This is a genomic window from Desulfatibacillum alkenivorans DSM 16219, assembly GCF_900142135.1.
GTDB classification, from domain to species: Bacteria; Desulfobacterota; Desulfobacteria; order Desulfobacterales; family Desulfatibacillaceae; genus Desulfatibacillum; species Desulfatibacillum alkenivorans.
The window spans coordinates 109,338-134,165 of sequence record NZ_FQZU01000001.1; the positions used below are offsets into that span (position 1 = coordinate 109,338).

General features: G+C 55.7%; 20 protein-coding genes. 5 read left to right on the forward strand and 15 right to left on the reverse strand.

Annotation, left to right across the window (positions count from 1 at the left end; all coding sequences use genetic code 11):
• Positions 1-27: 27 nt before the first annotated feature.
• The 7 genes from gspG to BUE18_RS00495 form a co-directional block, all read right to left on the reverse strand.
• Positions 28-474 carry a type II secretion system major pseudopilin GspG gene (gene gspG, locus BUE18_RS00465; RefSeq protein ID WP_073471825.1) on the reverse strand — a complete coding sequence of 149 codons (447 nt, stop codon included), beginning with the start codon at positions 472-474 and terminating at the stop codon, positions 28-30.
• A gap of 44 nt (positions 475-518) precedes the next feature.
• Complete coding sequence (gene gspF, locus BUE18_RS00470; protein ID WP_073471827.1) at positions 519-1,745, reverse strand: type II secretion system inner membrane protein GspF; 1,227 nt, start codon at positions 1,743-1,745, stop codon at positions 519-521.
• Positions 1,746-1,792: 47 nt separating this feature from the next.
• On the reverse strand, positions 1,793-2,323 hold the full coding sequence (locus BUE18_RS00475; protein WP_244549254.1) for an NUDIX hydrolase: 531 nt from the start codon (positions 2,321-2,323) through the stop codon (positions 1,793-1,795).
• Positions 2,313-3,608, reverse strand: coding sequence for a class II fructose-bisphosphate aldolase (locus tag BUE18_RS00480; protein WP_073471831.1), 1,296 nt, complete (start codon positions 3,606-3,608; stop codon positions 2,313-2,315). The genes BUE18_RS00475 and BUE18_RS00480 overlap by 11 nt, the downstream gene beginning before the upstream one ends.
• A gap of 341 nt (positions 3,609-3,949) precedes the next feature.
• Complete coding sequence (locus BUE18_RS00485) at positions 3,950-4,228, reverse strand: hypothetical protein (protein ID WP_073471833.1); 279 nt, start codon at positions 4,226-4,228, stop codon at positions 3,950-3,952.
• Between the two features lie 243 nt (positions 4,229-4,471).
• Complete coding sequence (locus BUE18_RS00490) at positions 4,472-7,372, reverse strand: penicillin acylase family protein (protein WP_073471835.1); 2,901 nt, start codon at positions 7,370-7,372, stop codon at positions 4,472-4,474.
• Positions 7,369-7,896 carry a hypothetical protein gene (locus tag BUE18_RS00495; protein WP_139264565.1) on the reverse strand — a complete coding sequence of 176 codons (528 nt, stop codon included), beginning with the start codon at positions 7,894-7,896 and terminating at the stop codon, positions 7,369-7,371. Before BUE18_RS00495 ends, BUE18_RS00490 begins: the two co-directional genes overlap by 4 nt.
• A 322-nt stretch (positions 7,897-8,218) precedes the next feature.
• Here BUE18_RS00495 and BUE18_RS00500 point away from each other — a divergent pair, with 322 nt between their 5' ends.
• Positions 8,219-9,640, forward strand: coding sequence for a transferase (locus BUE18_RS00500; protein ID WP_073471839.1), 1,422 nt, complete (start codon positions 8,219-8,221; stop codon positions 9,638-9,640).
• A 205-nt stretch (positions 9,641-9,845) separates the two neighbouring features.
• Here BUE18_RS00500 and BUE18_RS00505 read toward each other — a convergent pair whose 3' ends face one another.
• Positions 9,846-10,982 carry an ATP-binding protein gene (locus BUE18_RS00505; RefSeq protein ID WP_073471841.1) on the reverse strand — a complete coding sequence of 379 codons (1,137 nt, stop codon included), beginning with the start codon at positions 10,980-10,982 and terminating at the stop codon, positions 9,846-9,848.
• Between the two features lie 142 nt (positions 10,983-11,124).
• On the opposite strand from BUE18_RS00505, the gene BUE18_RS27780 reads away from it, so the two are divergent.
• Positions 11,125-11,301, forward strand: a complete 177-nt coding sequence (locus tag BUE18_RS27780) for a hypothetical protein (protein ID WP_170868223.1) — start codon at positions 11,125-11,127, stop codon at positions 11,299-11,301.
• Between the two features lie 245 nt (positions 11,302-11,546).
• Here BUE18_RS27780 and BUE18_RS00510 read toward each other — a convergent pair whose 3' ends face one another.
• Entirely contained in the window at positions 11,547-12,227 is a 681-nt protein-coding gene (locus BUE18_RS00510; RefSeq protein ID WP_073471843.1) for a hypothetical protein, read from the reverse strand.
• Positions 12,228-12,748: 521 nt separating this feature from the next.
• On the opposite strand from BUE18_RS00510, the gene BUE18_RS00515 reads away from it, so the two are divergent.
• Positions 12,749-13,699, forward strand: a complete 951-nt coding sequence (locus tag BUE18_RS00515; RefSeq protein WP_073471845.1) for a universal stress protein — start codon at positions 12,749-12,751, stop codon at positions 13,697-13,699.
• An 11-nt stretch (positions 13,700-13,710) separates the two neighbouring features.
• Here BUE18_RS00515 and lnt read toward each other — a convergent pair whose 3' ends face one another.
• Entirely contained in the window at positions 13,711-15,216 is a 1,506-nt protein-coding gene (gene lnt, locus BUE18_RS00520) for an apolipoprotein N-acyltransferase (protein ID WP_073471846.1), read from the reverse strand.
• Between the two features lie 184 nt (positions 15,217-15,400).
• Between lnt and BUE18_RS00525 the strand changes: the two genes are divergently transcribed.
• Complete coding sequence (locus BUE18_RS00525) at positions 15,401-17,836, forward strand: acetate--CoA ligase family protein (RefSeq protein ID WP_083610674.1); 2,436 nt, start codon at positions 15,401-15,403, stop codon at positions 17,834-17,836.
• A 265-nt stretch (positions 17,837-18,101) separates the two neighbouring features.
• Positions 18,102-20,330: a hybrid sensor histidine kinase/response regulator gene (locus BUE18_RS00530; protein WP_083610675.1), complete on the forward strand. Its 2,229-nt coding sequence runs from the start codon at positions 18,102-18,104 to the stop codon at positions 20,328-20,330.
• 76 nt (positions 20,331-20,406) lie between these two features.
• On the opposite strand, the gene BUE18_RS00535 is transcribed toward BUE18_RS00530, so the two are convergent.
• The 5 genes from BUE18_RS00535 to BUE18_RS27785 all read right to left on the reverse strand — a co-directional run.
• Positions 20,407-21,138, reverse strand: coding sequence for a hypothetical protein (locus tag BUE18_RS00535; RefSeq protein ID WP_073471850.1), 732 nt, complete (start codon positions 21,136-21,138; stop codon positions 20,407-20,409).
• Positions 21,139-21,180: 42 nt separating this feature from the next.
• A complete protein-coding gene (locus BUE18_RS00540) occupies positions 21,181-22,188 on the reverse strand; it encodes a ribonuclease Z (RefSeq protein WP_073471851.1) in 1,008 nt (335 codons plus the stop codon).
• A gap of 4 nt (positions 22,189-22,192) precedes the next feature.
• Positions 22,193-22,612, reverse strand: coding sequence for a hypothetical protein (locus BUE18_RS00545; protein ID WP_073471853.1), 420 nt, complete (start codon positions 22,610-22,612; stop codon positions 22,193-22,195).
• A 151-nt stretch (positions 22,613-22,763) separates the two neighbouring features.
• Positions 22,764-24,482: a single-stranded-DNA-specific exonuclease RecJ gene (gene recJ / locus BUE18_RS00550; RefSeq protein ID WP_073471854.1), complete on the reverse strand. Its 1,719-nt coding sequence runs from the start codon at positions 24,480-24,482 to the stop codon at positions 22,764-22,766.
• Between the two features lie 106 nt (positions 24,483-24,588).
• Positions 24,589-24,828, reverse strand: a 240-nt coding sequence (locus BUE18_RS27785) for a hypothetical protein (protein ID WP_211482769.1), incomplete at its 5' end; no start/stop codon positions are given.

Consider the following 24,828-nt stretch of genomic DNA (forward strand, 5'->3'; position numbering starts at 1 on the left):
TCGTCGCTTCCGGCGCGGATGCAGCCTTTAATCCAACTCCCAGGAATTGATGTCCGCGGCGAAATCCACGCCCCCCATCTGTCCGTCTTCTCCCAGGGAAATGATGTCGTAGTCGCCGTTTTCGCCGGGGCATCTGTACAGGTATTCATTTTTCCAGGGATCCAGCGGCACTTTTCCCTTGGCGAGATATCCGCCCGGCTGGTAGCGGGTTGCCGCCTGGCCCGTGGTGGGCTTTTCCACCAAAGCCTGCAGGCCCTGGTCCGTGGAAGGGTAGAAGCCGTTATGGAGCTTGAACATTTTGAGGGCGGTTTCAAAGGTCTGGATTTGCATTTTGGCCATGTCCACCTTGGCCTGATCGCTGGCGCCCATGACGCGCACGCCGACATAAGCGAACAACATGCCCAAAATCACAATCACAACCATAACTTCAAGAAGGGTGAAGCCCGCATCGCCCTTGTTCACTCTTTTATTCATCTTTCAATTGTCCTCATTGCTAAACTGCCCGGAATAAGAGCGGTTTACCGCAAGGTTGTGGTAAGCTCCATCATGGGCATCAATATGGAGAAAACGATAAATCCCACGCCGCCGGCCATGGCCACGATGAGGATGGGCTCCAGGCTGGCGGTAAGGGCGTCGATGGTGTTCTCCGTCTCCGTTTCATACATGTCGGCCATTTTTTCCAGCATGGCCTCCAACTCGCCGCTCTGCTCCCCCACTTCCATCATCTGGATGGTGATGGGCGGAAATCCGGGCTTGGCTGCCAGGGATTCCCCCAGGCCGCGGCCTTCGCCGATTTCTCCGGCGGCGTCTCCAATCCCCTCGGCGATATGCACGTTTTCCACCACGTTTTGCACAATGCCCATGGCCGGCACCAAAGGCACGCCGTTGGTCAAAAGGCTGGCCAGGGTTCTGGCGAACCGCGCCAAAGACAGGTTTTGCGCCAAGGGGCCTAAAATGGGGATGCGCAGGTATTTTGCATCCCACCATTTGCGGCCTCGCTTGGAATTCTTGAACTGGCGAAAAGCCAGGGCGGCGCCAAATATCAGAACGAAAAGCACAACCCAATAGTCGACGAGAAAATCGCTGGCGGCTATCAAAACCCGGGTAGGCAACGGAAGGGCCTGCTGCACGTCGTCAAAGAGAGAGACGATGCTGGGCACCACCTTGACCATCAGGGCGGTCAAAACCACAATAGCCACGATGACCATGATTACGGGATAGGCCAGGGCGGCCCGGATTTTACCCTTGGTGTTCTCATTGCGTTCGGTCAAATCGGAAAGACGCGCCAGGACGATTTCCATGGCGCCGGAAGCCTCGCCGGCCCGGACCATGTTCACGTACAAGGGGGAAAACACCTTGGGGTGGGAGGACAAAGCGTCGGCCAGGCTTTTGCCTTCCACGATGTCGTCCTTTACATGGGCCAAAACTTTTTGCAGGGCCGGATGGGGCGACTGGGGAATCAGAGATTCCAGGGCGCTCACAATGGGCAGCCCCGCGCCCACCAGGGTGGAAAGCTGGCGCGTGGTGATGGACAGATATTTGGACGGAATCCTGCCTTCCAAAAAGGGCAGGGAAAAGCGTTTTTCGTCCTGGTTGGCCGACGCCTCGGGCGCTTCCGTGATTTCCACCGGATAGGATCCGGCCTCCCGAAGTTTGGCCCGGGCGACCGAAGGGCTGTCTGCATCCAGGATGCCTGTCCGCTTTTTGCCCTTGGAGTCCAGGGCTACGTATTCATAAACCGGCATAAGCCTCTATTCTCTTGGCGCGGCAGGCGCCCGCCGTTTTTGCGCCTTTAATAGACCGGCTTTTCAATGCGATACCCGGCCAGATAAATGCGCACAAAGCGTTTGTGACTGTCAAAAGCAAGCTCGGGAAGGTCATCCGGCGGAAAAAACGCTACCTCCTGGGCGTCGTCTCCAGGGGCGGGTTCTCCGCTGTATTCCCGGACCAGATAGCCCATGAGCAGGACGGTTCCGTAGTCTGAATTGGAACTGCTGGTAAGGCCCAGGAGGCCTTCGATCCTGCCTGTCAAAGCGGTTTCTTCGGCAAGCTCGCGCAGGGCGCATTCTTCGGGCTGCTCGCCGATTTCCATGAATCCCCCGGGCAGGCACCACATGCCGATTTTGGGCTCCACATTGCGCTTGACTAACAGCAATCGGCCCCGGGAGTCCACCACAACCAGGGCGCTGGCAGGGACTGGGTTTCGGTAGTTGGTGAGTCCGCATTCATCGCAATGCAGGCGGAGCCTGCCTTCCACATGTTTTTCACCAAGCAGGCTTCCGCAAAAACGGCAAAAGGCTTTTTTGACCATGCTAATCGTCAAAATCCCCTTCCGGCCCGTCTTCCTTTTCCAGGGAGGCGGCGCGCGCTTGGTATTTCTCCGGGGTCCAATCCGCCGGGTCTTCGATGCGTTCGGCTTTGGGGCCGGGATCGTGGGATCCCGCCTTGAGTATGGCTTCGATGGCCAGGGGCGCGGTGTCTCCGGCGTTGAATACGTCCGTCAGGAGCGTATAGACGAAGTCTTCCACTCGTTTGGCCATGCGTGCCCGCACTTCCTGGGGCTGGCCCATGATCTTGTTTTCAAAGGGCAGATTGAGCTTTTTGTAATTGCCGCCCTTCCAATCCTGCTTGGCGGCGTAGGCTTTCATTTCCTCCCAAAGCTCTTCGGTCAGGCCTTGGCCCTTCACCTTGATGAAATTGCCGTCGGCGTCCAGTTGCGCGTTGCCGTAATCGTTGACTTCCAGGCCCCAGGAAATCATCTGCAGGGCCGTGGCCACGTTGGCTTTGGTGGTGTGCGTTTCGGCGGCGATGCGGCGGAGGCGGTCCGAGTTGTTGCCCGAGGTGCCGTGCTGGGCGCCGGAGGTGGCGTAAGGCTCCAGGGCCTTATGGATTTCCGTGGTCAATTCCACCTGGATTCCCTGATCGCTGGCCTCAATGCCGTGGGTGGTCCCGTTGTTCAGGGCGATCCAGTCAGCCACGATGCCGTGGGCGTTGAGCCCGGCGATGAGGAATTTAGCCTCGTCCACCGTGGAAAGGCCGGATTTTCCTTTGATCTCGCCTACTTCCGTTTCCAATCCGGCCCAGTCCGGCACAAATTCGTTAAGCGCCAGGTTGGCGGCCAGGTTCTGGGCGTCAGGCATATGGGAAGCGTCAATGGCGATGGAGGTGATTCCCGCTTCAAACAAGGTGGGGATTTCCACGGCGGCCGGCGCCACGTCTTCGGGCTTTTTAATGCCGTAATGGTCGGCGTGGATGGCCACGGGCGCGGTCACGCCCATTTCATTGCACAAAGCGTCCACCTGCCGGGCGATGTTCCAGTAATTGGTGGCGCAATAGGAGCTGGCGCCGCCTTCGGAACGGGCGATTTCGATAATGATTGCGGCATTGGCCCGCTGCGCGGCGGCCAAAGAGCCCCGGATGACCAGGTTGCTTCTGCCGTTGGCTGCGATGGTCATGGCGCCGCCTTTGGCGAGCATGGCCCTGTCTATGTATTTTCCGCTCACAATGAGCGCCCGGGAATTGGGAAACAGTTTTTTGATATTGGGCGGGCGTCCGATTTCCAAGGCTTTCAAGAAATCCTGGGAATATACTGCGGTCGATTGTGTCATGGCATCACCTCTATATATTCATGCTAAAAACCGCGTTAAAGCCGCAAACCCCTTGCGGGCTCCGGCGAAACACAACGATGATAACCGATCTTTTCGCACGGACGATATCACTTCCCCCTTGGGAATTCAAGACGCCGAAGAATAAAATTTGGTGACGTTCCGGCGGAAAAAAGCCCGCGTCCCCAAAGGATTCCGCAGCATGGATCCGCGCTTTTTTTACGACCCAAAAACATCCGATAATCGCATGCCGCCAACATAAGAACAAGAGAGTCGCTGCGTCGCCCCTCTTTCACCTCAATCCAGCCAGGCGCATTGAATGCGGCGGAGTTGAAAAAGCCTAGCTATTCCTCTTCCTCCTCGCCGCCGCCGGATTCGGGCATATCCACCATGCCCTCGCCCGAACGCAAATCATCGAGAATGGCCCTGATCTCTTGCTTATATTCCTGCTCGGCCCGCACTACGCCCCAGCCCTTTTGGACCTGGTACATGCCGTCATAGGCCGTATCGTGATAGGACAATATAGTGTGGACGATTTCCTTCTCGTCCAGAATCGCCCCTAACAGCCTTGCTTCGATTTCGTTTTCCAGGGTTGCAACGTTAATGATTTCCGCTTCACTCATCTATGTCTCCTCGCCGGGCGGGTTTCTTTTATCCTTGACGGGCTCGCCTTGCATTTTCAGTTCAATTCCAGACTGTTCCGTTGGCTCCAGCCGTTGCTCTTTTCGTTGGGTTTAGATTAGCAAATATTCCTTGGCAGGCAAAGCAAAAGAAATGCAAAAAAGCAACGGGGAGGCCGGCTGGCCTCCCCGTTTGTTTATGGTTGCTTATAAAGTTTTCTCAGCTTGCGCCAGGGCGCCTCCCCCTTATTGCGGAACAGGGAAGTCCCGGGGCGAGAACACGTCATAGTAAGGCGTAAGCGAAAAATAATACGGATCAAAGTTCTGGCTCGTATCAATGAAGCCGCTGGGGCCTAAGGGGAACATGCTTTCCACCCGGACGGGGCCGGAGGGGCCGTATTCCACGCAATGGGCGTAGGTGGAGCGGGCGGAGAACGGCGTTTCCCAAACCTTAACGCCAAGAACAGGATGCCAGTACTCGATGACGCCGCGCTCTCCGACTCCCCAGGGTTGAGCGCCCAGGTCATCCAAGACGTTGTCCAGAGCCGCGACCACGATGTCGTCAAAGGTCTGGGGCGCCGAGGGGTCGGCGTTCTGGAACCAGTCGTAGTTATTCTGGATGGCGGAGCCTGGGAAGGAGTGGAGGATGACGTTGAAGAGCAGCTGCGTGTTCTGGGCGTCGTAAATGGCCGCCGAGAACTCGTCTTCAAAGGTCAGACGAACCACTTCCCGGGTCCAGGCGTCCATGAGGATCCAGGCGTCGGCCCTGTCTTCGCCTTCGGCCCAAAAGGATTCGCCGCCGTCCACAAAGTGGCCGTCCCAGTTCTGGAGCAGGGTGAGTGCGTCGGTGAAAGCCTGGGTGGGCGTAATGGCGTTATAGGCGTTTACGGCTGCGGTGAACTCGTCATCCACAAAGGCCCAGGGGTTGCCGCCGCCGCCAAAGGAGTAGGTGGCGGCGATGTTCAAAGCCAGGTCGCGGACTTCCTCAAAGGTCAGGTCGTCATTGGCGGCCAGGTACTCGTCCACCACGTGGGCGCGATGGAAGGGTCCGAAGAAATAGCCGAAGTTGTTGTAGGTGTTATCGTAGTCGATGTTGGATTTGTTGTTCCAGCCGCAGTAGTAATGCTGGTCCGTGTTGCGGTCCGTGGAGCGGGCCTGCAAGACGGCGGCGTCCCATTCCAACTGCGGGGCTGCGGCGCCTTGCGGGAATCTCCATTCGCCGGCGGGCCGGACCGGGTTGCGGCCGGACATCCAGTAGGCGATGTTGCCGTCCTTGTCTGCGTAACAGAAATGCTGGGACAGGGCCATATTTTCAATGCCGGCTCCAAACTCGTCCATGCTGGTCGCCGTATCCACCTGGTAGACGGGCTCCACCAGATTCAGTTCATATCCCCAATGGGAGTACTTGGTGGAGAGAATGGGGTTGGTTCCGTCGAAGGAATAGGTCGCCGGATCGAAAGGCATGGGGTTGACGATGGGGCCGTGCTCCGTGCGGTACAGGGTGTATTCATGCGGACAATCGCCGGCCACGTTGATGGTCACGGTCCGGGACATGACGATGTCGCACGCGCTGTCCCAATAATAATCCAGGGTGTGGGCGTGGCCCACCTGCATGGACCATGCATGGTGCGGAGTCCGGCCGATGACGATGCCGGGGATGCCGGGAACGTACATGCCGGAGACGTTCAGGCCTGCGCCCTTCATGCTGGCTTCGCCGATGATGGAAGGCACGGAAAAGCCCATTTGGGGCCCGGAGTAGATGATGGGATTGCCGCTTTCGGTTTTGGTTCCGTCCACCACCCAGGCGTAGGAGCCCATCTTCACGTAGGCGTTGATGGCCTTGAGGTTTTCGATGTTGTTTTCCTGGCGCTCCCGCATGGATTGGGCCAGGGCCGCGGCTGCGTCCGGATCCATGTCCATGTATCCGGGGGATTCAGGCGCGCTTTTGGTACTTGCCGCCGGTACTACGGGGGCGGGGATGTAGGTCAGCGCGTCCGGATCGTTGACCCAGCGCAGGTCTTCAAACATGCCCCAGCCTTGGAGCGTGCCGTAGTTCGTTTCCAGTTCCGCCCAGAGGGACATGTTGTCGATCTGGCCGGTCAGGCCGCGTCCTTCGGGATCGAAGTTGCGCTGCATGGTTGCGCCCCAGGCCAGGATGTCCAGCTCATCCCAGTAAGTGAGCGGACAACTGGTCCCGGCGAATTCGACGGGAAGCAGGGACGGATCGTCCATGATTTCGTCAATGTGGGTGTTGATGCCGTTGACGTAGCCTTTGATGATGGACTTGTACTTGTCGTCCATGGCGTCAAAAGCGGCCTGGATTTCTTCGTCCGTGTACCCGGTGGTGAGCATGAGCAGGTCGTCTTCCACGTAGCCGGGGCCGAACAGTTCGGCCAGTTGGCCGTTGGCGGTTCTGCGGAAGGTTTCAATCTGCCACAGGCGGTCCTGCGCCACGGCGTAGCCCAGCTTGGTGAACATGTCGTACAAAGAGGCTCCGGGAGGCCCGTTGATGATGGGCACACCCAGGTCGTCCCTGGTCAGTACGACGTTAGAGAGGTCCGACAGGGTTTCACGGAAATGCTTTTGGGCCGTTGCTGCGTCAATCAGGGTGTAGGTCCCCGCCGCCGCAGGGGCCATTATCTGGTCGATGATAGCCTGCGCGTTGGCCGAGAAGTTGGGCTCGGTGAAATCCAAAGTCAGGTTGGCGGCGTTGGCCCGCATTTGAGCGGTGATCTGGATGCCGTTGGACAAGTCCTGATCGCTGTCTATGGTCTGGAGAAAGCGCAGGATGTTGGTGACTTCCTCGTCCGTGTAATCCAAGGCGCCGCCGATCAGGTCCATGGGCGTCAGGATGGGGCCCACGTTCGCCCAGCCTCCCAGTTGGATTCCGCCTAAATAAAAACGGATGGTCTTTCCCTTGAGGTAATCGAACTCCCCCAAACCATTGGTCAGGCCGGAATCCGCCCCGGATTCATAACCCAGGCCCGCAACCGCCGTGTCCAAAAACTTACCGTTAAGAATGGTTTGTGAAAAATCATCGTCGTCATCGCTGCTCGTGGTGGCGATGGTGGTTGCAAAGCCTACCGCAAGTACGCAAATCAGGCATAAGGTGCGCACCAGCCAATAGGGTCCCTTTACTTGTTTCATGCGATACCCTCCTCTTGTTGATCGTGCAGGTTAATGGGTTGTGATTGCTTGGATGGATGGGATTGTTTGGTGATTGATAAAATAAAATAGGCGGCCGCCGCCCCTGCAACGCCTGCCAGGACGTCCAAGGGGTGATAGCTGCCGTTCATAAAATAATGGCTCGTTTGATCCAATATGGGAACCTGGGAAAACCAGCCGGGAACCAGTTTTACAGCCTGTTGGGGAAACTTCTGCCCCAGTTCAAAGGCCGTGTCCGCAACCAGCCAGAACAGGCAGGCGTTCAAACGGATTATCCTGCTTTCCCCCAAGACCGCAGCGGTTAGAACGGAAAAGGAAAATACATGCACGAAAGCGGGCAAAAATTTTCCCAAGCCCCCTAAAAATCCTCCGGCATAGTCGTGAAGGCTGAGGTTGAACGGAAGATTTTGAACAAACCATGTGGCTTCCGGCGGCCTGTCCGCCAAATACACAAGCGCGCCTGCAAGCAAGGATAATAAGGCTATGGCTATTTGCCTAAAATTCATAATGGGAACCAATTTTTTGGGGGGATGCATAGTGAAGCTTAAGACCTTGCCAGTATGGCGGATGGCGGGGGTAATGTCAACCTAATCCGGTTAAGCAGGACTTATTTTTGCGCATCTCAGGTGGTTTTATTTCATGATTTTTGATGGAAATATGTATTTTTGAGGCATTGCAAAAGTACGCAAAAGGCCGTCCGTTCCTTTTAGGGACGCTTGAACCCCCGGGGGAAACATGCTAAACAGTCATGCTGGGACACTAGGGAGCCTATTCATCAAATAGGTTTTGAGCAAGCCATGACTGAGGCGATCAGGAAGGAACCGAGCCATGACTAAAATCGAAGAACTAATGGAATTAATCATCTCGAGGGCGAACATCAACCTGCGAGAGTTTTCCCAGGACGTGGGGCCTTATGTGCGCGGCATGATCCCCATTGAAAATCTTTGGAAGTTTTATGCATTTTACGGAATGACCCTGCATCATCCCGTATCCTTCAGCTTCCAGCGGTCAGCGCTGGCGGGCAGCTATTTTTTGGGCAATTGCGACGTTGACCGGTCCTTGATTTACAAAACGGACGTGCGCGGCGACGAACTCAAGCAGAAAGGCGACGAAATCATGGTGGGCGACATCAAGGTCGTCCTGCAAAAAGACGAAAAGATTTACATTAAGGACAGCTTTCTCATCAAGAATCTGGTGCATAACTTTTCCCACGATCCGGAAAACCTGGCGGAATTTGCAATCAGAAACACCGTCTCCATGCATTATGCAAACATCCACGGCGCATCCATGCGAGGGTGCTTTCTGGGCCCCTACGCCACCGTGGATCTGACCAGTTGCCACGACTGCGTGGTGGGCGAATACGCTTATGTACAGGTCGGCGAACTGCGGCACGAGCGCGTGGACGCCGGAGAGGTATGGATCAAATCGGGGGACGACTTTGATTTTGTGTATCAATTCCCCACGGAAGTCCTGCCCAAGTATATATCCTTTGAAAAAGGCCAACAGCCCGGCGGGCTGTTGATCGACTTTGTGGAGGATAGGCAGGAGGATTTTGAGGAAATCTTCGGCCGGTATTCGTGCGACGCCGACAGGCAGGCCAATGAGACGGCTGCGGTTTCCCGCTACGCCGTGATCAAAGGCGACGTGGAAATCATGGAAAACGTCCTCATCGCCCAGCGGGCGTACATCCAGGACTCCAAATTGGGCAAGGGCGCCAACGCCCAGGAAAACTGCTACATCATCGATTCCCACCTGAAGGGCAATAACGTCACGGCCCACGGCGGAAAAATCATCCACGCCACCATGGGCGAGGACGGATTCGTCGGGTTCAACGCCTTTCTGAGAGGATCCGAGGAATGCCCCCTCACCGTAGGCAGCAATTGCGTGATCATGCCCCACACCATCATGGACCTGGAAGAGCCCCTGACCGTTCCCCCGGCCCATTTTGTCTGGGGATATATCCGCAACCAAAAGGATTTCGAGGAAAACAGCATGTCCATGGAGGACTTCATCAACCTGGAAGGGGAGCTGAACCGGGGCAACATGCACTTCCACGGCAGCGGAAAGGCCTTTGTGAGCGCCTTCGCCCACCGCATCGAGCACATCCTGGAGGCCAACGGCGCCTTCTTTGAAAGCGGCGAGCAGTCCGGCCACGCCCAGATGGGCCGCAACCAGTCCTACAACACCATCGAACCTTACCCGGAAGGAGAAATGCGGGGCATGTTCCCCACCATCCGGATTACGCCCTAATATAATTAGGTTCATCCATTTTTAAAAACACGGCCCGCTTCCCCAAAAAGGGGAGGCGGGCCGTGTTTTTTATTGGCGGGTAAACCGGAAAACACCGCGGCAGTCCAGGTTTTCCAGCATCATTTTTAAAGTTTGCCCCAAAGAGCATTGGCCGTTTGGTTGTGCGCCTTAAAACCGCAATGTACGGCCACCCTTTTTATCAGCACTATTCCGGACGCGGAGGCGTGGTGTACACGATCCGCCGGTTCTGAACCAGACTGATGGCGTTTTCCGGGCAAAAATGGGCGCACACGCCGCAGCCGATGCAAAGATCCTTGTTCAAGGACGGAGAGCCGTCTTCGCTTTGCGTCATGGCCTGGGTTCCGCATTTTTCCGCACAGGTTCCGCAGGACACGCATTTTTCCGCATCCACCACGGCCATGAACCAGGCCTCGTTGGCCGTGCCCGCGATGGTCATGCCGTGGGCGTTGCCGCAGCAGCAGGAACAGCAGGAGCAAATGCTGGTTTCGTCGCGGCTGGAGTTAAAGCCCGGATGATAGGCCTTGTGAATCAGACCATCGTCTTCGGCCTTGGTCAAAATGGCCAGGGCTTCCTCTTTGGTCACCATGCGGGAGAATCCCTGGGCCGAGGTGTAGCGCGCGGACTTGCCGAAGGTAAAGCAGTTTTCCCGGGAGTCGGTCTGCTTGCAGGGATCCCCGACAACGTCCTTGTGATGCCGGCAAAAGCAGTGGCCCACGGCGATGTCGTCGAATTTCGCAACGATGTCCTTCACGTCCTGGAAGGGCATGTGGGTCTCTTCCACGTCGCCCAGGCTCTGGTTGATCTCAATGGAAATGCTCTGGCCGCTGTCCTGGTTGGTGGTGTAAGGCACGGTGCGGTCGATGGGCGGGATGTTCTTGACCATCTTCACCACGTCTTCGTAATGCTCTTTCACCAGCCCGCGATGTTCGTCGAACATTTTGGTGAACAAAGCGGCGATGCGCTGGGTCTCCGGCGTGATCTCCAGCTTTTTCATGAACATGTACTCGAAAATGCCCACGTTGAACAGGGGCAGCAGCCTAAAGACCATTATGCCCTTGCTGTTGGGCTGGTTAAAGATCACGCCCCGTTTGGCCAGGACTTCCACCTTGGCGTTGATCTCGTCTTCGCTCAGGCCCGTGCTCGCCTTAAGCTGTTCCATGGTTTGGGATTTTTGTTCATTAAAGGCCAGAATAAAATCGATTTCATCTTCCTTGATCACTTCTTTGATCAGTTCCACCAGGGTGGGGGTGGTGGGAGGAGGCGTTCCTCCGGCCTTTTGGATGGTTTCCACTACAGGCATGTATTTTTCGTTAAGATCCATGAGCCTTGATTCTCCTTCATGAAGACATTAAGGGGTTCCATTGGGGATTCTTTTCACATCTGTATAATTATAGCCCCGCCCGCCCCGTGGGTCAAGCAATTCATCCAATTGTGCAAGTAAATCGTGCGAGTAATTGGCGGGCATGCGCCGCCCTATCGTTTTGTGCGGGTGCGGCGGAGACTATTCCATCCGCCGGGGAGTTCAGAAACAGGCCAGCCCCGGCAGCGTTTTTTGCTGCGGGGCGCGTCAGCGCAATAAGTGCGGCCTGGAAAGCAAGTGGGAATGGATGATGGATTGCGGCCCTGAAAAAGCAGGTTGAACCCTGATTTTAAAACAGGCAGGTTCGCCCTGGCGCATGGGAATTCAAACACGATCCGGTCGCCTTATTGGCCTTCGGCCCCCGGCATTGCTTGCCGCGGCAGGCCGATCAACTAAACCGGCAAGGTCAAAATCTTCTTATTCCCATGCTTCGCGTGGGAATGCATATGGAATTATCTGAAATCAACAATATTTTTGGTGATTGTGGGGTTGCAGAAAATCGTAAAAGGCAGTCCTTTTTACAAATTAAAAAATATCCACCAAAGCGCCGGCGCTTTCAAACCGCTCTCGCAGGGCCTGGGCTTCCACGCCGCTCAACCCATTGATGATGTAGTCGCTCCCTTTCACCAGGGGCGCCGACACCTTGAAAAATTCGGTCCTAAACTCCTGGGTCAGGCTTTGCCTCACCGAATCCCGCTCAAATCCCTGTTGAATTTCCCCCGTAAAAACCAGGGAGTAAACGCCGTCAGGCTCCAGATCTTTCTTGGAGAAAATCAGGCCGGAAAAAGGGGAGGAAAGATCGCTTTCCCGGGGCTCGGCGCCAGTTTTCAGTTCCACTTCCTTCCAGCTCGCCTGGCTGTTTTCCGGGTAGATTTTCTTTTGCAAATCCTGGGCGATTTCCAAATCAAGATCCACGGCCACGCACTTTTCGCACGGGCCGTCCGCACTCTGGATGTGTCCGCAACAAGGGCACTTATATGTCCTGGCCGCCATGATTTCCAGACCGGCCTCGTCAAAGGCGGCCTTGAGCTTAAGCGCCTGCTCCAGGGACAAGTCCTTCCGGACATAAGGCCGGCCTGCGTTTAAGGCCGCCAATAACTGGGCGGCGTGGCGTCCGAACAGGGGGGTAAGGTCTTTTTTGGTTTTGAGAGGGGTTTTTTCCGGTAAAACTGCTCCGTGGCAAATAATGCTGTACTGCGGTTCCATGCCTGCGTTCCCGTTCCTGCTGAATGCATCGTCTTGGGTGGAGTTTCTTGATTAAGAGAGAAAACAAGGAATTGCCGCTGCTGACTATCGCAATGTCCGGCGTCAAACGCTATAGTATTTACCAGGAATGCTATGGAAAATCAATCATGAAAACTGGCTCTATTTAATATTAAATTACGTATATACCATATATATAATGTTATTTTATTCAGTTTTATGAAAGTGCAGGTAATGGGCTTTTTATCCCCTCAAATCCTTGTGCGGCGCTCCGGCTGGCATCCCGCTTTCGGCGCCTCAGACTTTTTACTTGGTTAACCTTTACGCATTGTAAACAGGCTTTACATTTTCACTTCCTCCAAATTCATCCCAAATGCAGAAAATTTGTAAATTGGCTTTTAAATACAGCATGTTGCTGCGGCTGGCATTTTGGTTTGCTTTGGTACGGATTATGCCGTTACAGGATATGAAAGGCTGGCAGGCCTTCGCCGACGACTCTTACACCCTAAGCCAAGGGGGAGAATATGAACGAGCATCCCAAGAGAATTTTACTGGCCCTGGATGGGTCCGAGCAATCCTACAACGCGGTGGAGTATGCGGCTGGAATTCTGGCCCCGGGTAACGCCTTTTTCGTCCTTTTCCATGTCTTGCCCACCATTCCGGATATTTATTACGACCTGGACGCCTACGCCGGGGGCCGGGCGTGGATTCACACCAGCCACGCCTGGTTTTTGGGGCAGAAAAGGCAGATGGAGGAGTTCATGAAAACCGCCAAGGCCGCCTTGGTCCGGGCGGGGCATCCGGAGGAAAACATCACGGAGAACATCCAGGATAAGAAGGTCGGCATCGCCCGGGATATCGCTTATGAAGTGCAGTCGGGCTACGACGCCGTGGTCCTGGGCCGGACGGGCGTTAGCCGGATCAAAGACATTGTTCTGGGCAGCGTGGCCAACAAGCTGCTGGGACGCGTCTCTGGCACGGCGGTCTGGTTTATCGGCGGCAAGCCCAACCCGGGAAAGATTTTGGTGGCCGTGGATCCCTCGGAAGGCGCGCAGCGCGCCGCGGAGGCGGCCGTCTCCATGGGCAGGGGAAGCGACGCCGAGTACATTCTGCTTCATGTGCAGCGAGGGCTCATGGGTTATTCTCCGGTCATGGTGGAGGCTCGCATGACCGTGGAAAACGAGGAACTGCAGAAAAGGCTCCGGGAGCATCAGCGGGAGCAACTCGGCTTCCTGGACCATCTCAAGGAGCGGGTGATCGCCGAGGGCGCGCCTGCGGACAAGGTCCGCACCCACTTCATTTCAGACGTTTACAGCCGGGCTGAAACCATTGTGGACTATGCCGTGAAGAACGACATTGGAACTATTGTGGTGGGACGCCGGGGCCTGTCCAGGGTTCAGGAGTTTTTCATGGGCCGGGTAGGGTACAAGGTCATGCAACTCGCTAACAAGTCTGCGGTCTGGGTGGTCGCCTGATCCTCAGGGAATCAGGTCCTTTTGCGGGTGAAAACCGCAGACGCGACGATCAGGCCCGCCAGATATAAGATCCAGGGGCCGAAGCGGGTGTACGGCGTTATCTCATCGGAAAGCGAATAACCGCCCCTGATGGCCTGCCGGGCGCCAAGCTCCGACCTGGCCTGGATGCTTCCGTCCGGGGCGATGAGGGCGCTAAAACCGCTGTTGGAGGCTCGCAACAGCCAACGCCGGTTTTCTATAGCCCGCATGCGGGCGGCGTCCAGGTGCATGTAAGGCATGGTGGAGTTGAACCACGAATCATTGGAAAGGTTTACCAAAACCTGGGCGCCTTCCCGGACGGAGCGCCGCACGTGGCCGGAGTACAGGATTTCAAAACAGATGCTTGCGCCCATTTTTCCCATGGGCGTGTCCATGGCAAGCGGCGAGACGCCGGGGACGAATTGAGAAGGGGCGGTGTAATAGTCTCCCAGCACGTCCTGACCCATGGGCGTATTCTCGGAGTAGGGCAGGAGGATGTGCTTGTCGTAGGCGCTCACCCGGCCCCGGCCTGAGATGAAAAACGCCGAGTTGAATGTTCCGTGGCCGTCCGGCGTTTTTCGCAAGCCTCCGGTAATCAGCAAGGCGTCCGGACCGATGGATTGAATCACCTCCCGGAAGAAGTCGTCATTCACCATGGCGCTGGAGTTCAGGACCGTCTCCGGCCACACGGCGACAAAAGGGGAGGCGGCGTTCTCAAAATCAGAGAGCTTGACGTAGGTCCTGACCCTGTTGACAAAGCCCAGGCCGCTCCAACGCTCCTTTTGCGAAAAAGAGGCCTGGACCAAAGCCGCCTCCACGGTTCTGCCTTCATGCGGGGATTCTATTTGAGCCGTCCGGGCCATGCCGTATAAAACCGGCCCGCCCAATGCCAGAGCCAAAACCGCTATGCCCGCCTTGTTTTTCATCAACCATAAAGTTAAACTTCGTTTTTCCTGTTCAAATAATTCCATGGCCAGATAGGCTATCGTCCCATTCACCATGGCCAGCAAAAAGGAAACCCCAACTCCTCCGCACAGGTCGGCGACCTGGACGTAATACCCGCCTCCCAAGGCAGCGTAACCCAGGTCGGCCCAGGGAATCATGATGGGGATTATTTGCTTTAACAGCTCGGTCAGGACCCACAGGGAGGGAAAAACCAGGCAAAAAAAATAGAGCGACCGTTTTTTTAAGTAACCAAAGGCCATGGAGAAGCAACTATATAAAAGGCCGTACGGCAGAACGGCGAATCCCAAGACAAACAAAACCGCGGTTGTCCATGGTTTTTCGAACTCGTGAATCAAGGCGTAAAACAGCCAGTGCGCCGTTCCCAGCACCAGCCCCGCGCCCAGAACAAAACCCAGGGCCGCCCTTTTCCAAACCGGGGGATTTTTAGCCGGAACAACCAAAAAGGGAACCAGGGCCGCAAAGCCAAGCAGCCAGAGGGAAAAAAAAGGGAATGACAAGGAATAGAGAAATGCTGTAATGATAGATGCTGCCATATCCCCCCCGAATATAGATTAGGCTGGCATCATAGCCTTTTTGTCTTACGGCGTCAAAGGCTTATACGCTCGCGGAGATACCAGGGTACTTTTATTAATTTGCCTAAGCGTAAATACCTGATATATGCCTTGACTATAAGTCTTGCTAAAATTTGCCAGCAGGGAAGGAGATTGGACACGCATTATGGAAATCAGAAAAGAGGAACTGCCGGTTGTCTTAAACATTAACTTCCAGGAAATTGACGGGCTCTTTGGACAGGCTTCCCGGGAAGGCCGCAATTACCTGTTTGAATATGAAGCCTACGACCTGATTCGCAACATCGGGGCGGAAACCCCTCCCAAAACCCATCTGATCGTCAAAGGGGTGGTTCCCTCGGACGAGGAGTTGACGGCCCTGCCTGGAGACAAGGTGGTCCTCAAGATCGTTTCTCCGTATATATTGCACAAAACGGAAGTGGGCGGGGTTAAGGTCGTGGACAAGGATCCGTCCAGGATTCGCTCCGCGTGGCGGCGCATGCTGTACGAAGTGCCGGAAAACTATGCGGTCATGATCGAGCGCAACCCCAACCACTGCCCGGACGGATACAAAGGGCTGGAAGGCGACGCCCTGCGCCAGGCGGTCAGCCGGGACATCAAGGGCGTATTGATGGTCCAGTTTATGCCGCCCGATTCCGAGGCCTTCGGCAACGAGATGATCGTGGGCATCCGGAACACCCGGGAGTTCGGCATGATCATCAGCGCCGGCCTGGGCGGCACGGACACCGAGCTTTACGCCGAGCGTTTCCGCAAGGGCCAGGCCATTGTGGCCGCCTCCACGGTCATGACCGGCGGCATGGCCTTTTTCGAGCTTTTCAAGCAGACCATTTCGTACAAGAAGTTGGCCGGCCTCACCCGGGGTCAGAGGCGCATTGTCACGGACGAGCAGTTGATCGAGTGCTTTGCAGCCCTGATTGAACTGGCCAACCGGTATTCCCCTACAAACCCGGAGGCTCCCTTTGTCATAGAAGAACTGGAATACAATCCCTTCGCCTTCAGCGACTATCTTATGGTGCCCCTGGACGGCCTGGCCAAGTTTTCCTCGCCTGGGGCTCAGCCCGCGGGCAGGCCCATCAGCCAGATTTCCGGCCTGCTTAAGCCCGAAAGCATCGGCATTGTGGGGGTTTCCACCACCCGGGTGAATTTCGGGCGCATCATCCTGGACAACGTGCTCCTGGCCGGCTTCCCCAAGGAAAAGGTTTTCATCCTAAGGCCGGGCTTGGATTCCTTTGAAGGCGTGGCCTGCATCCCGGACCTTTCATCCCTGGAATCCCCCCTGGACCTGCTGGTGGTGGCCGTGCCCTCCATCAAAGTTCCCGACGTGGTGGAGGAGGTGCTCGCCCACAATGCGGCGCGGTCGGTCATTCTCATCCCCGGAGGCATGGGGGAGACGGAAGAGAGCAAGGACCGGGCAGCGGCCATCATGGATCGCATTGACCAGTCCCGGCGGGACGGAAGCGCGGGGCCTGTGTTTTTAGGCGCCAACAGCGTGGGCGTCTTGAGCCATCCCGGCGCCTTTGACACCCTGTTCATCCCCGAGGAAAAGGCGCCCAAGCAAAGAGGCAAGCGGCCCCGCAACGCCGCCTTTGTGTCCCAGAGCGGCGCCTTTATGATGACCCGCCTGAGCTGCAGGCCCGAACTGGACCCGGCTTATTTGATTTCCATCGGAAACCAGAACGACCTGACCATAGGCGACGTCATGACCTATCTGACGGAAGACCCGGAAATCCAGGTCATCGGGGTGTATGCGGAAGGCTTCAAGGACCTTGACGGCCTATCCTTCAGCAAAGCCGTGCGTAAGGCGGTTCTGGCCGGAAAAGACGTCATTTTCTACAAGGCCGGGCGCACCCCGGAAGGCAAGACAGCCACCTCGGGCCATACCGCCAGCCTGGCCGGCGACTACATGGTCTGCGAATCCTGCGTGCGTCAGTCCGGCGGCATGGTGGCCCAGAACATCGCCCAGTTTGAAGACCTTTTTCTGCTGGCCCAGCGCTTGCACTCCAAGCCCGTGGGCGGCAATCGCCTGGCTCTTTTAAGCTCCGCAGGCTTTGAGGCCGTGGCCATGGCCGACAGCCTCCAGTCCGACGATTATCGCATGAAGCTGGCGGATTTTTCGCCTTCCGCCAAGGAAAGCCTGGACTCGATTTTGACCGCCAATAAATTGTCGGGCCTGGTGGAAGCCAAGAACCCCTTTGATACTACCCCGGCCGGGGACGACGCCCTGCACGTGGCCGCCCTGGAGGTCTTTGATAAAGATCCCAACGTGGACGCCACGGTTTTGAGCATCTGCCCTGTGTCCCCCGGACTGGCGACCCTTCCCCTGGACCCGGAAGACCCCCGCAGCTTTTCCGCGCCCAACAGCATCGCCGTGCTGCTGCCCAAGATTGCCGGAAACCTGACCAAACCCCTGGTGGCCATAGCCGATGCAGGCCATGACTACGCAGCTTACGTTAAGATTTTTATGGAGCATCAAATCGCGGTCATCCCCTCGGCGGACCGGGCGGTTTCGGCATTGGGCCTGTATATCCAGAACCGGCTTTACGCGGAAAGCGTCCGGGAGAACGTCCTTCTTAAGCCGGAATAAAGAGTTTAAATTCCAAAACCGCCCTACAAGCCGAAGCGCCTGGCAAGCGCTTCGGCTTTTTTCATGAATCCCCCAAAACCGCCCCGATTCCATTATTTTTAAAGGCATAAACCTTGCATATTTTTTTCCCGATCTTCTATGGAAGCCCCATGGCCGCTCAAAACACCCTGTCATTGACGGTATCATCGGCGGCGCGCACCATCCAGGAATACGGCCAAAGCTCAAGCAGTGCAGGCTTCATCAATAACCGGCGGTTGAATGATTTATGCGAAGAATGTGGAACATACCTTTTTTACGGAACGTCTTTTTCGCCTCCCTGTTGGCAGCCATTTTGGTCCCATGCGTCGTTATAGGCCTCATTTATCCCAAATTTCAGGGCGTGCTGATTCAGTTGGTGGAGGACGAAGCGGTTCGCTTTACCAAGCACTGGGCGGGATGGTTCGATGATGTGCGCGGGGACCTTGGTCCGGAAATGATAACGGGGGAAATACTCAAAGAAACCAATATCCTGCAAAAAGATTTGGGCGCCCGGAAAGTCCGGGTGTTTTCCAAATGGGGAGACATCATCTACTCGTCCGATCCAAAAGAGCTGGGAGACCGCAACACCCATGACTATTTTCATGAGATTGTGGCGCAGGGCGGTGCCTACACAAAGCTGGTGAAGAAAAACGAAAAATCCGCGGAGGGCAAGACCGTCTCCGCCCATGTGGCCGAAATCTATGTGCCGATTATGCGCAACGGACAATTCTGGGGCGCGCTGGAAACCTATTACGACATCACCAGGGCCCGGGACGCTCTGAGCAGCCTCATTAGAGGGTCCGCTCTTCTGCTGATCATAGTGGTTTTTTGCATGGAGGGCATGATCATCCTTTTATTGCTAAGGGCCGGCCGGATGGTTGCCTCGCTTACGGATACGGAGAAGAAACTGCGTTATGAAAAGGAGTTCGGCGAGGCGATTTTTAACAGCATATCCGATCCCATCGCCGTGGTGGACCCATTGACTTACCAAGTCATCAACGCCAATGAAGCCGCCTATCAGCAATTCGGCGAACTTCTGGAGCCCTCCCGCGCCGCAAAATGCTTCGAGTTTACGCACAACAGCACCGAACCTTGCTCCGGCGCCAATCACACATGCCCCATGGTTCGAACCTACCAGACCGGCCTGCCTGCATACGACGAACACATTCATTATAAGCCGAACGGGGATATCAGCTACGAAGACGTGTTCACCTATCCCATCAAAAACGAAGCGGGGGAGGTGGAGCGAGTCGTCCATATTTCAAGGGAAAACCGGGAACGCAAGGCGGCGCGAGAAGAAAAAATGCGCCTGGAAGCGCAGTTGGACCGGTCCCGGAAGATGGAGGCCATCGGCCTTTTGGCCGGGGGCGTGGCCCATGACCTGAATAACGTCCTGTCAGGAATAGTCAGCTATCCGGATCTGCTTATGCTCGACTGCCCCGAAGAAGACAAAGCCATGCGGGACTCATTGGCCGTCATACGGGACTCCGGCCTGAGAGCCTCCGCCATTGTCATGGACCTCCTAACCCTGGCTCGCCGCGGCGTGATGGAAATGGAGGCGCTCAACCTCAATGCGGTCATTCAGGATTATCTGAATTCCCCGGAGTACAACAAACTCCACGCCTACCACCCCAGGTTGAACGTGCGTTTTACTCCCGATCCGGACCTGCACAATATCAAAGGATCGGAAGTGCATTTGCGTAAAAGCGTGATGAACCTGGTCTCCAATGCGGCGGAATCCATGCCCCACGGAGGGGATGTCCATATTTCCACAATGAACAGCCGGATGGAGGAAAGCGCCGCCAAAGACAAAGGGATGGAACCCGGCAATTATGCTTTGCTCATTGTCGCCGACAACGGAATCGGAATGAACGAAATCGAACTCAGCCGCATCTTCGAGCCGTTTTATACGAAAAAGAAGGTGGGCGGAAGCGGCGCCGGCCTGGGCATGGCCGTGGTGTGGGGGACGGTTCAGGATCACAAAGGCCATATTGACGTTTCCAGCTCCCCCCAAAAAGGGACCACTTTTTTTCTCCGATTTCCGGCCACTGAAGATCCCATCGTCCAAGAGCCTGATGACCCGGCATGGGAGGAGTGTCTGGGCAATAACGAAAGCATCCTGGTTGTAGAGGACGTCCCGCAACAACAGGTTCTTGCGAAAAGAGTTCTGGAAAAATTGGGATATCAGGTCAGGCTGGCGGAAAGCGGACCCGAAGCCCTGGTTATTCTCGACAGCACCCCAATGGACCTGGTCATGGTGGACACGGTTCTGGGAACCGACATGGACGGGCTGGATCTGTTGGAGAAAATCAAAGGCATGCTCCCGCACCAGAAAGCCATCATTACAAGCGGATATTTTGAGGCGGAAGTGATGGAAAAAGCCCGAAATCTCGGGGTCCTGCAATACGTGAAAAAACCCTACACCACCAAGAACCTTGGCATGGCCATCCGGATGGAATTTGATAGAAAAGACTGACGCCAATCTTTAGACAAGTCAATATACTCAAAAGTGAATCCAAAAAATAACGCTGGATCCCCGCGAAGTCTCGCCCTTAATCCAGCGCCAGGGCTCTGATTGCAATTTTCTGGGAAATCTTTTTCGCCAGAAATTCCAGGCTGTCTTGCTTGGAGGGCGCCTGGCATAACTTGCGGCCTGCAAACTCCTTGTATTCCAGATCCCCGCCGAATTTTTCCTCCAGATCCTCCTGGATGGAATCCTGCTGCAGTACGGTGTCCGTTTTGAGGTCCACAATCTTATAGTCCACCTTGAGGGATGCCTGACGCACAATGAAGGGCACGGGCTTCATGACGCTGCGTTTGATCTCCACCGTGGTTTCCTCGCCGAACAGGCTTTTTTCGGTTTTGTACTGCCCGGTCCCCTCCTGCACGGTGACCATGTCCGATCCCCTCACGTCGTGAGAGGAGGAGGTCGCCTGGCCGATGATGAGCAGATTGATGTTAATCTTTTCCGAAAAGTCCTTGGTCTTTGAAACATCGTCGGCCTCATCCTTTTGGGGCGGGGCCACAAGAGCGCCCGAGTCCTGTAAGAATTTTCCCGTATAGTTGCTGATCACGCCGCCCAAATCCCCTTTGAAAACAGGCTGTTTAAAGGCCTTGGCCGCCGGCGTTGGCGCCAGGGAGGCCGACATGGAAACTCCCCCGGCGGCCTGGGGCTCGGTTTCAACGGCGACGCGCCCTGAAGTGCTGCAGCCCTGGGTCAGCAGTAAAGAAAGCAGCAAAACCCCCAGGGATATAAAAAAAATGAGATTTTTTCGTTCCGGCATAGGCTGCCTCCATGTAAGCGAGGATGTTTCTCCGGCGGCGGGTTATTCCCCTTGGGCTTCGAAAGCCTGCTGAGCCTGTTCAAGGATCAACTCCGGCTCTTCCTGGTATCTGGGCGAAATATGGAAGTTGATCATCTGGCGGGCCTTGGCCGTTTTCGCCAACTCGCCCGCCTGTCCGGCCGTCAGGTGGTTTCTGGCGGCCGCATGCTCGGCGTCTTCGTTGGTAAACGACGCCTCGATAAACAGTTGGTCTGCATTTTCAGCCAGGGCCAGGATTTTTTTCTGATTATCCGCATGACCCGCGACATCCGTAATATACGCAATTTTCTGGCCCGGAGTTATGAGCGTAACGGCCTCGGCCAGTTTCGCCAAGGTGAAGGACTTGTCCTTCCCATCGGGCATGGGGACGGTGAAAGGCTCGGACCAGTCCTTGGATGCGTACAGGGATTGCTTGAACTCTCTCAGCCAGGGCCCCACTTCCATGCCCAAATCCTCCAGCCTGGCTTTCAGGATGTTTACATGAAACCTTTCGTTCAGGGCGAATCCAAGGCAGGGCATGCCGTGATCCAGGATTTTCGCTTTCACGGTAAAATCCGGCTCCGCTAAAAGAACGCCTCCATGATCCCGCTCTACCACCCTCTGCGTTGGCTTGAACTCCCCCAAGGTAGTAAAATTGCACGTTTCCAAACGGTCTTCATAGACTTCCGTGACCCTGAAACCAAATTCGCTTTCGTAATTCTCCAGCAGGTTCCAACTATATCCCTGGAGCTTTCCGGCGGTGTTTTCGATGATTCCCTCGGGGCCGAACATGTGAATGATTTTATCCCGCCCCAGGCAAATGCGCAGTAGCTGGTCAAACCCGACAAAGTGATCCACGTGGGTGTGGCTCACAAAAACATGGGAGATTTTCAGAATGTCTTTGGGGGATAGAGCGTGCAGGTCGCCCAAGTCAAATAGAATGGCGCGTTTGACAAACGCAAAATGAATAAAAAGACCGGGATCGTCAAAGGGATCGGGATTGACGAGCCGGGGGCGAATCGCCGCTCTCATGGTTTTAGGAAAGATGTTTAATAATTTGCTTGTGGACGCATTTGTAAATGTCCAGGTCATCCCCGAAGATGTCAACCACGTCCTTGTGATTGATCAAGTCTTCAACCACAAAGGCGGTCATGTAAAGGCTGACTACATGGGGCTGGGCCACCAGCTTGCGGAAAGGGGCGACCTTGAAATCCACGTCAAAATCGTCTTCCCGGGTCAGCTTTTCAAGCCTTTTGCTGATGGCGGCTTCCACGCCGTTTTTACTGGTTGTCTCCAACAGGCCCGTTTCCACTAGTTTTTGGGCCAGGGCGTTGGATAAAGCGTCCAATACATCAGGTATTTTTTGAATCGCCCTGCGGCGGGCGTATTCCTTGGATGACTCAATTTTGGAAAGAATCTTTGATTCTCGATTGCTAGGTCTGAATACTTTTCCCATATCATCTCCTCCGACTCAAAGCCATATACTGCCCTCAAGCTATGAATGCAACAAAAACTTGGGGCATGGAGGCTTTTCCGCCCATGTTTTTTAAGACGAAAAAAAAGGCTCTCAGCCCGATCCTTCTTCTTGCCGGTCCCGCATAAAAAAACTATCCTTCCCGAATTCCCTCGACAACGGCCTGAACCGTTTGCCTGTCCTTCCACCTGTTCCATTGCACCCTGTAAGCCACGGCGCCGGCGATGGATGGCACAAGCTGATTCTGTGCGTTAAACCAGATGGCCTGCAAGGGCTTGGCGCCGCCTTCTCCGCTGTGAAAAACCATTCTCCGGTGCCCCCTGCCGACTGTGGGGCCTTGCTTGATGCCAACCTCCTTGGAAATGAAAACCGGTTCAGGATTGGCAATGCCAAAGGGCGCCATGCTTTCTATTTGATTGGCGAAATCAGGCCCGATTTCCATGGGGTCCACGGAATAGTCTATGGTCAGCACGCGTTCGAAATCCCGGTCGGTGCTTTTTTCCAAGACCTGATTGTCGAACATGCCGCGAAAGGTTTCGATGCTTTGATCGTCAATGGTCAACCCCGCGGCCTGGGCGTGGCCCCCAAAGGCGAGCAACTGGGATTCGCACGCCTGCAAAGCCTGGTAAAGATCCACCCCCGGAATGCTTCTGGCGGACCCTTTTCCCGTGCGTTTGTCCATGCTGATCAGCACAACCGGGCAATTGAACTCCCGCACCAGTTTGGCTGCCGCTATGCCTATTACGCCCGGATGCCAGCCGGAATGGGCCATAACCAGGGAGCGTTTTCCCTTTAAATCGTGATCCGTTTTAAGCATGGAAAGCGCCGAGTGATACAAATCCTCGGACATGCGCTGTCTTTTCCGGTTCAGCGCGTCTATTTCCCAGGCAAGCTGGCGGGCTCTTGAATTGCTTTTTTCAAGAAGAAGCTCCACGGCCTTGTTGGCGTGATCCACTCTTCCCGGAGCGTTAAGGCGGGGCGCCGCCCGAAATGCGAGATCATGAGCCGTAACCGTGGAGTTATCCACGGCGGAAACGTCCAAGAGGGCTTTGACCCCAGGTCTCGCCGCCGCTCCCATGATTTCCAGGCCCGCCCGGGTCAGAATGCGGTTTTCCCCAACCAGCGGGACCATGTCCGCAACCGTGCCCAGGGCCACCAGGTCGCACTTGTGCTTGAGGTTGGGCTCTTTGCCTTCCAACCATAATCCCTGTTCCCGCATGGCCGTTCTCAGGCCGATGCACAAATAAAAGGCCACGCCCACCCCGGCAAGGTGGTCCAGGCCTGAAGGGCATCCCGGAAGTTTAGGGTCGATGACGGCCAGGGCGGGAGGCGGCGTTTCCGAAGGCGTGTGATGGTCGGTGACAATGACGTCCACGCCCGCCTGCCTGGCCTCTTCAATGGCTTCGTGACTGCTGATGCCGTTATCGACTGTTATGACAAGCTGGATTTTTTTGGATAACACCGGATTGCGGATATGCTGCGGGGAAAAGCCGTAGCCTTCCTGGGTGCGGTGGGGTACGTGGAAAAACACCCTCGCCCCCGCTTCCAGCAGAAATTCGGTAAGCAACGCGGTGCTGCAAACCCCGTCCGCGTCATAATCTCCAAACACCAGGATGTTCTCCCGGGCCTGGATGGCGTGGATGATTCGTGCGATCGCCTTATCCATGTCTTTCAGCGTGAACGGAGACGGCAGATCCGTCAAAGACGGACCCAGATAGCGTTCCGCCGCGCCGGGCTCCCGGATGCCGCGGTTGACCATAGCCCCGGCGATGGCTTTGTGGCACCCCAGGTACTTGGACAAGGCTTCCACAGCTTCCAGATTCGGCTCGCACAATTTCCAGCGTCTGTTCATAGCCGGATAATATAAACCAATAATCGAAATTTCTCAAGATTTGGAATGCATTTCAAGCCATAAAGCATCATAAACCCCGTCCAACTTCCGTTCTAAACGCTTTTATTCAGGAAACGCTCTTTTTTTTCCCGGCGGCCTGAAAAACAGGGGCGATTCCTTTTTCCTTAGGGGTGGCCGGGGCCTTGCGTTGGGGCGGAGGCGCAGGCTTGGATCCCTTTTTGGGCCCCTCCTCGGGCTGGGGCGCAGCTGGCGCGTCGAACATGGCGTCCAGTTCGTCCTGAGACATGGCTGCGTTGTCGTCCGCAGGAGGCGAGGGCTGGGGTGCAGCCGGAGCGTCGAACATGGC

Bases quoted from the DNA above. Each gene is read 5' to 3' on its own strand.
- gspG (WP_073471825.1), bottom strand. From the start codon at position 474: ATGAATAAAAGAGTGAACAAGGGCGATGCGGGCTTCACCCTTCTTGAA.
- gspF (WP_073471827.1), bottom strand. From the start codon at position 1,745: ATGCCGGTTTATGAATACGTAGCCCTGGACTCCAAGGGCAAAAAGCGG.
- BUE18_RS00480 (WP_073471831.1), bottom strand. From the start codon at position 3,608: ATGACACAATCGACCGCAGTATATTCCCAGGATTTCTTGAAAGCCTTG.
- BUE18_RS00485 (WP_073471833.1), bottom strand. From the start codon at position 4,228: ATGAGTGAAGCGGAAATCATTAACGTTGCAACCCTGGAAAACGAAATC.
- BUE18_RS00490 (WP_073471835.1), bottom strand. From the start codon at position 7,372: ATGAAACAAGTAAAGGGACCCTATTGGCTGGTGCGCACCTTATGCCTG.
- BUE18_RS00495 (WP_139264565.1), bottom strand. From the start codon at position 7,896: ATGAATTTTAGGCAAATAGCCATAGCCTTATTATCCTTGCTTGCAGGC.
- BUE18_RS00500 (WP_073471839.1), top strand. From the start codon at position 8,219: ATGACTAAAATCGAAGAACTAATGGAATTAATCATCTCGAGGGCGAAC.
- BUE18_RS00505 (WP_073471841.1), bottom strand. From the start codon at position 10,982: ATGGATCTTAACGAAAAATACATGCCTGTAGTGGAAACCATCCAAAAG.
- BUE18_RS27780 (WP_170868223.1), top strand. From the start codon at position 11,125: ATGCGCCGCCCTATCGTTTTGTGCGGGTGCGGCGGAGACTATTCCATC.
- BUE18_RS00510 (WP_073471843.1), bottom strand. From the start codon at position 12,227: ATGGAACCGCAGTACAGCATTATTTGCCACGGAGCAGTTTTACCGGAA.
- BUE18_RS00515 (WP_073471845.1), top strand. From the start codon at position 12,749: ATGAACGAGCATCCCAAGAGAATTTTACTGGCCCTGGATGGGTCCGAG.
- lnt (WP_073471846.1), bottom strand. From the start codon at position 15,216: ATGGCAGCATCTATCATTACAGCATTTCTCTATTCCTTGTCATTCCCT.
- BUE18_RS00525 (WP_083610674.1), top strand. From the start codon at position 15,401: ATGGAAATCAGAAAAGAGGAACTGCCGGTTGTCTTAAACATTAACTTC.
- BUE18_RS00530 (WP_083610675.1), top strand. From the start codon at position 18,102: ATGCGAAGAATGTGGAACATACCTTTTTTACGGAACGTCTTTTTCGCC.
- BUE18_RS00535 (WP_073471850.1), bottom strand. From the start codon at position 21,138: ATGCCGGAACGAAAAAATCTCATTTTTTTTATATCCCTGGGGGTTTTG.
- BUE18_RS00540 (WP_073471851.1), bottom strand. From the start codon at position 22,188: ATGAGAGCGGCGATTCGCCCCCGGCTCGTCAATCCCGATCCCTTTGAC.
- BUE18_RS00545 (WP_073471853.1), bottom strand. From the start codon at position 22,612: ATGGGAAAAGTATTCAGACCTAGCAATCGAGAATCAAAGATTCTTTCC.
- recJ (WP_073471854.1), bottom strand. From the start codon at position 24,482: ATGAACAGACGCTGGAAATTGTGCGAGCCGAATCTGGAAGCTGTGGAA.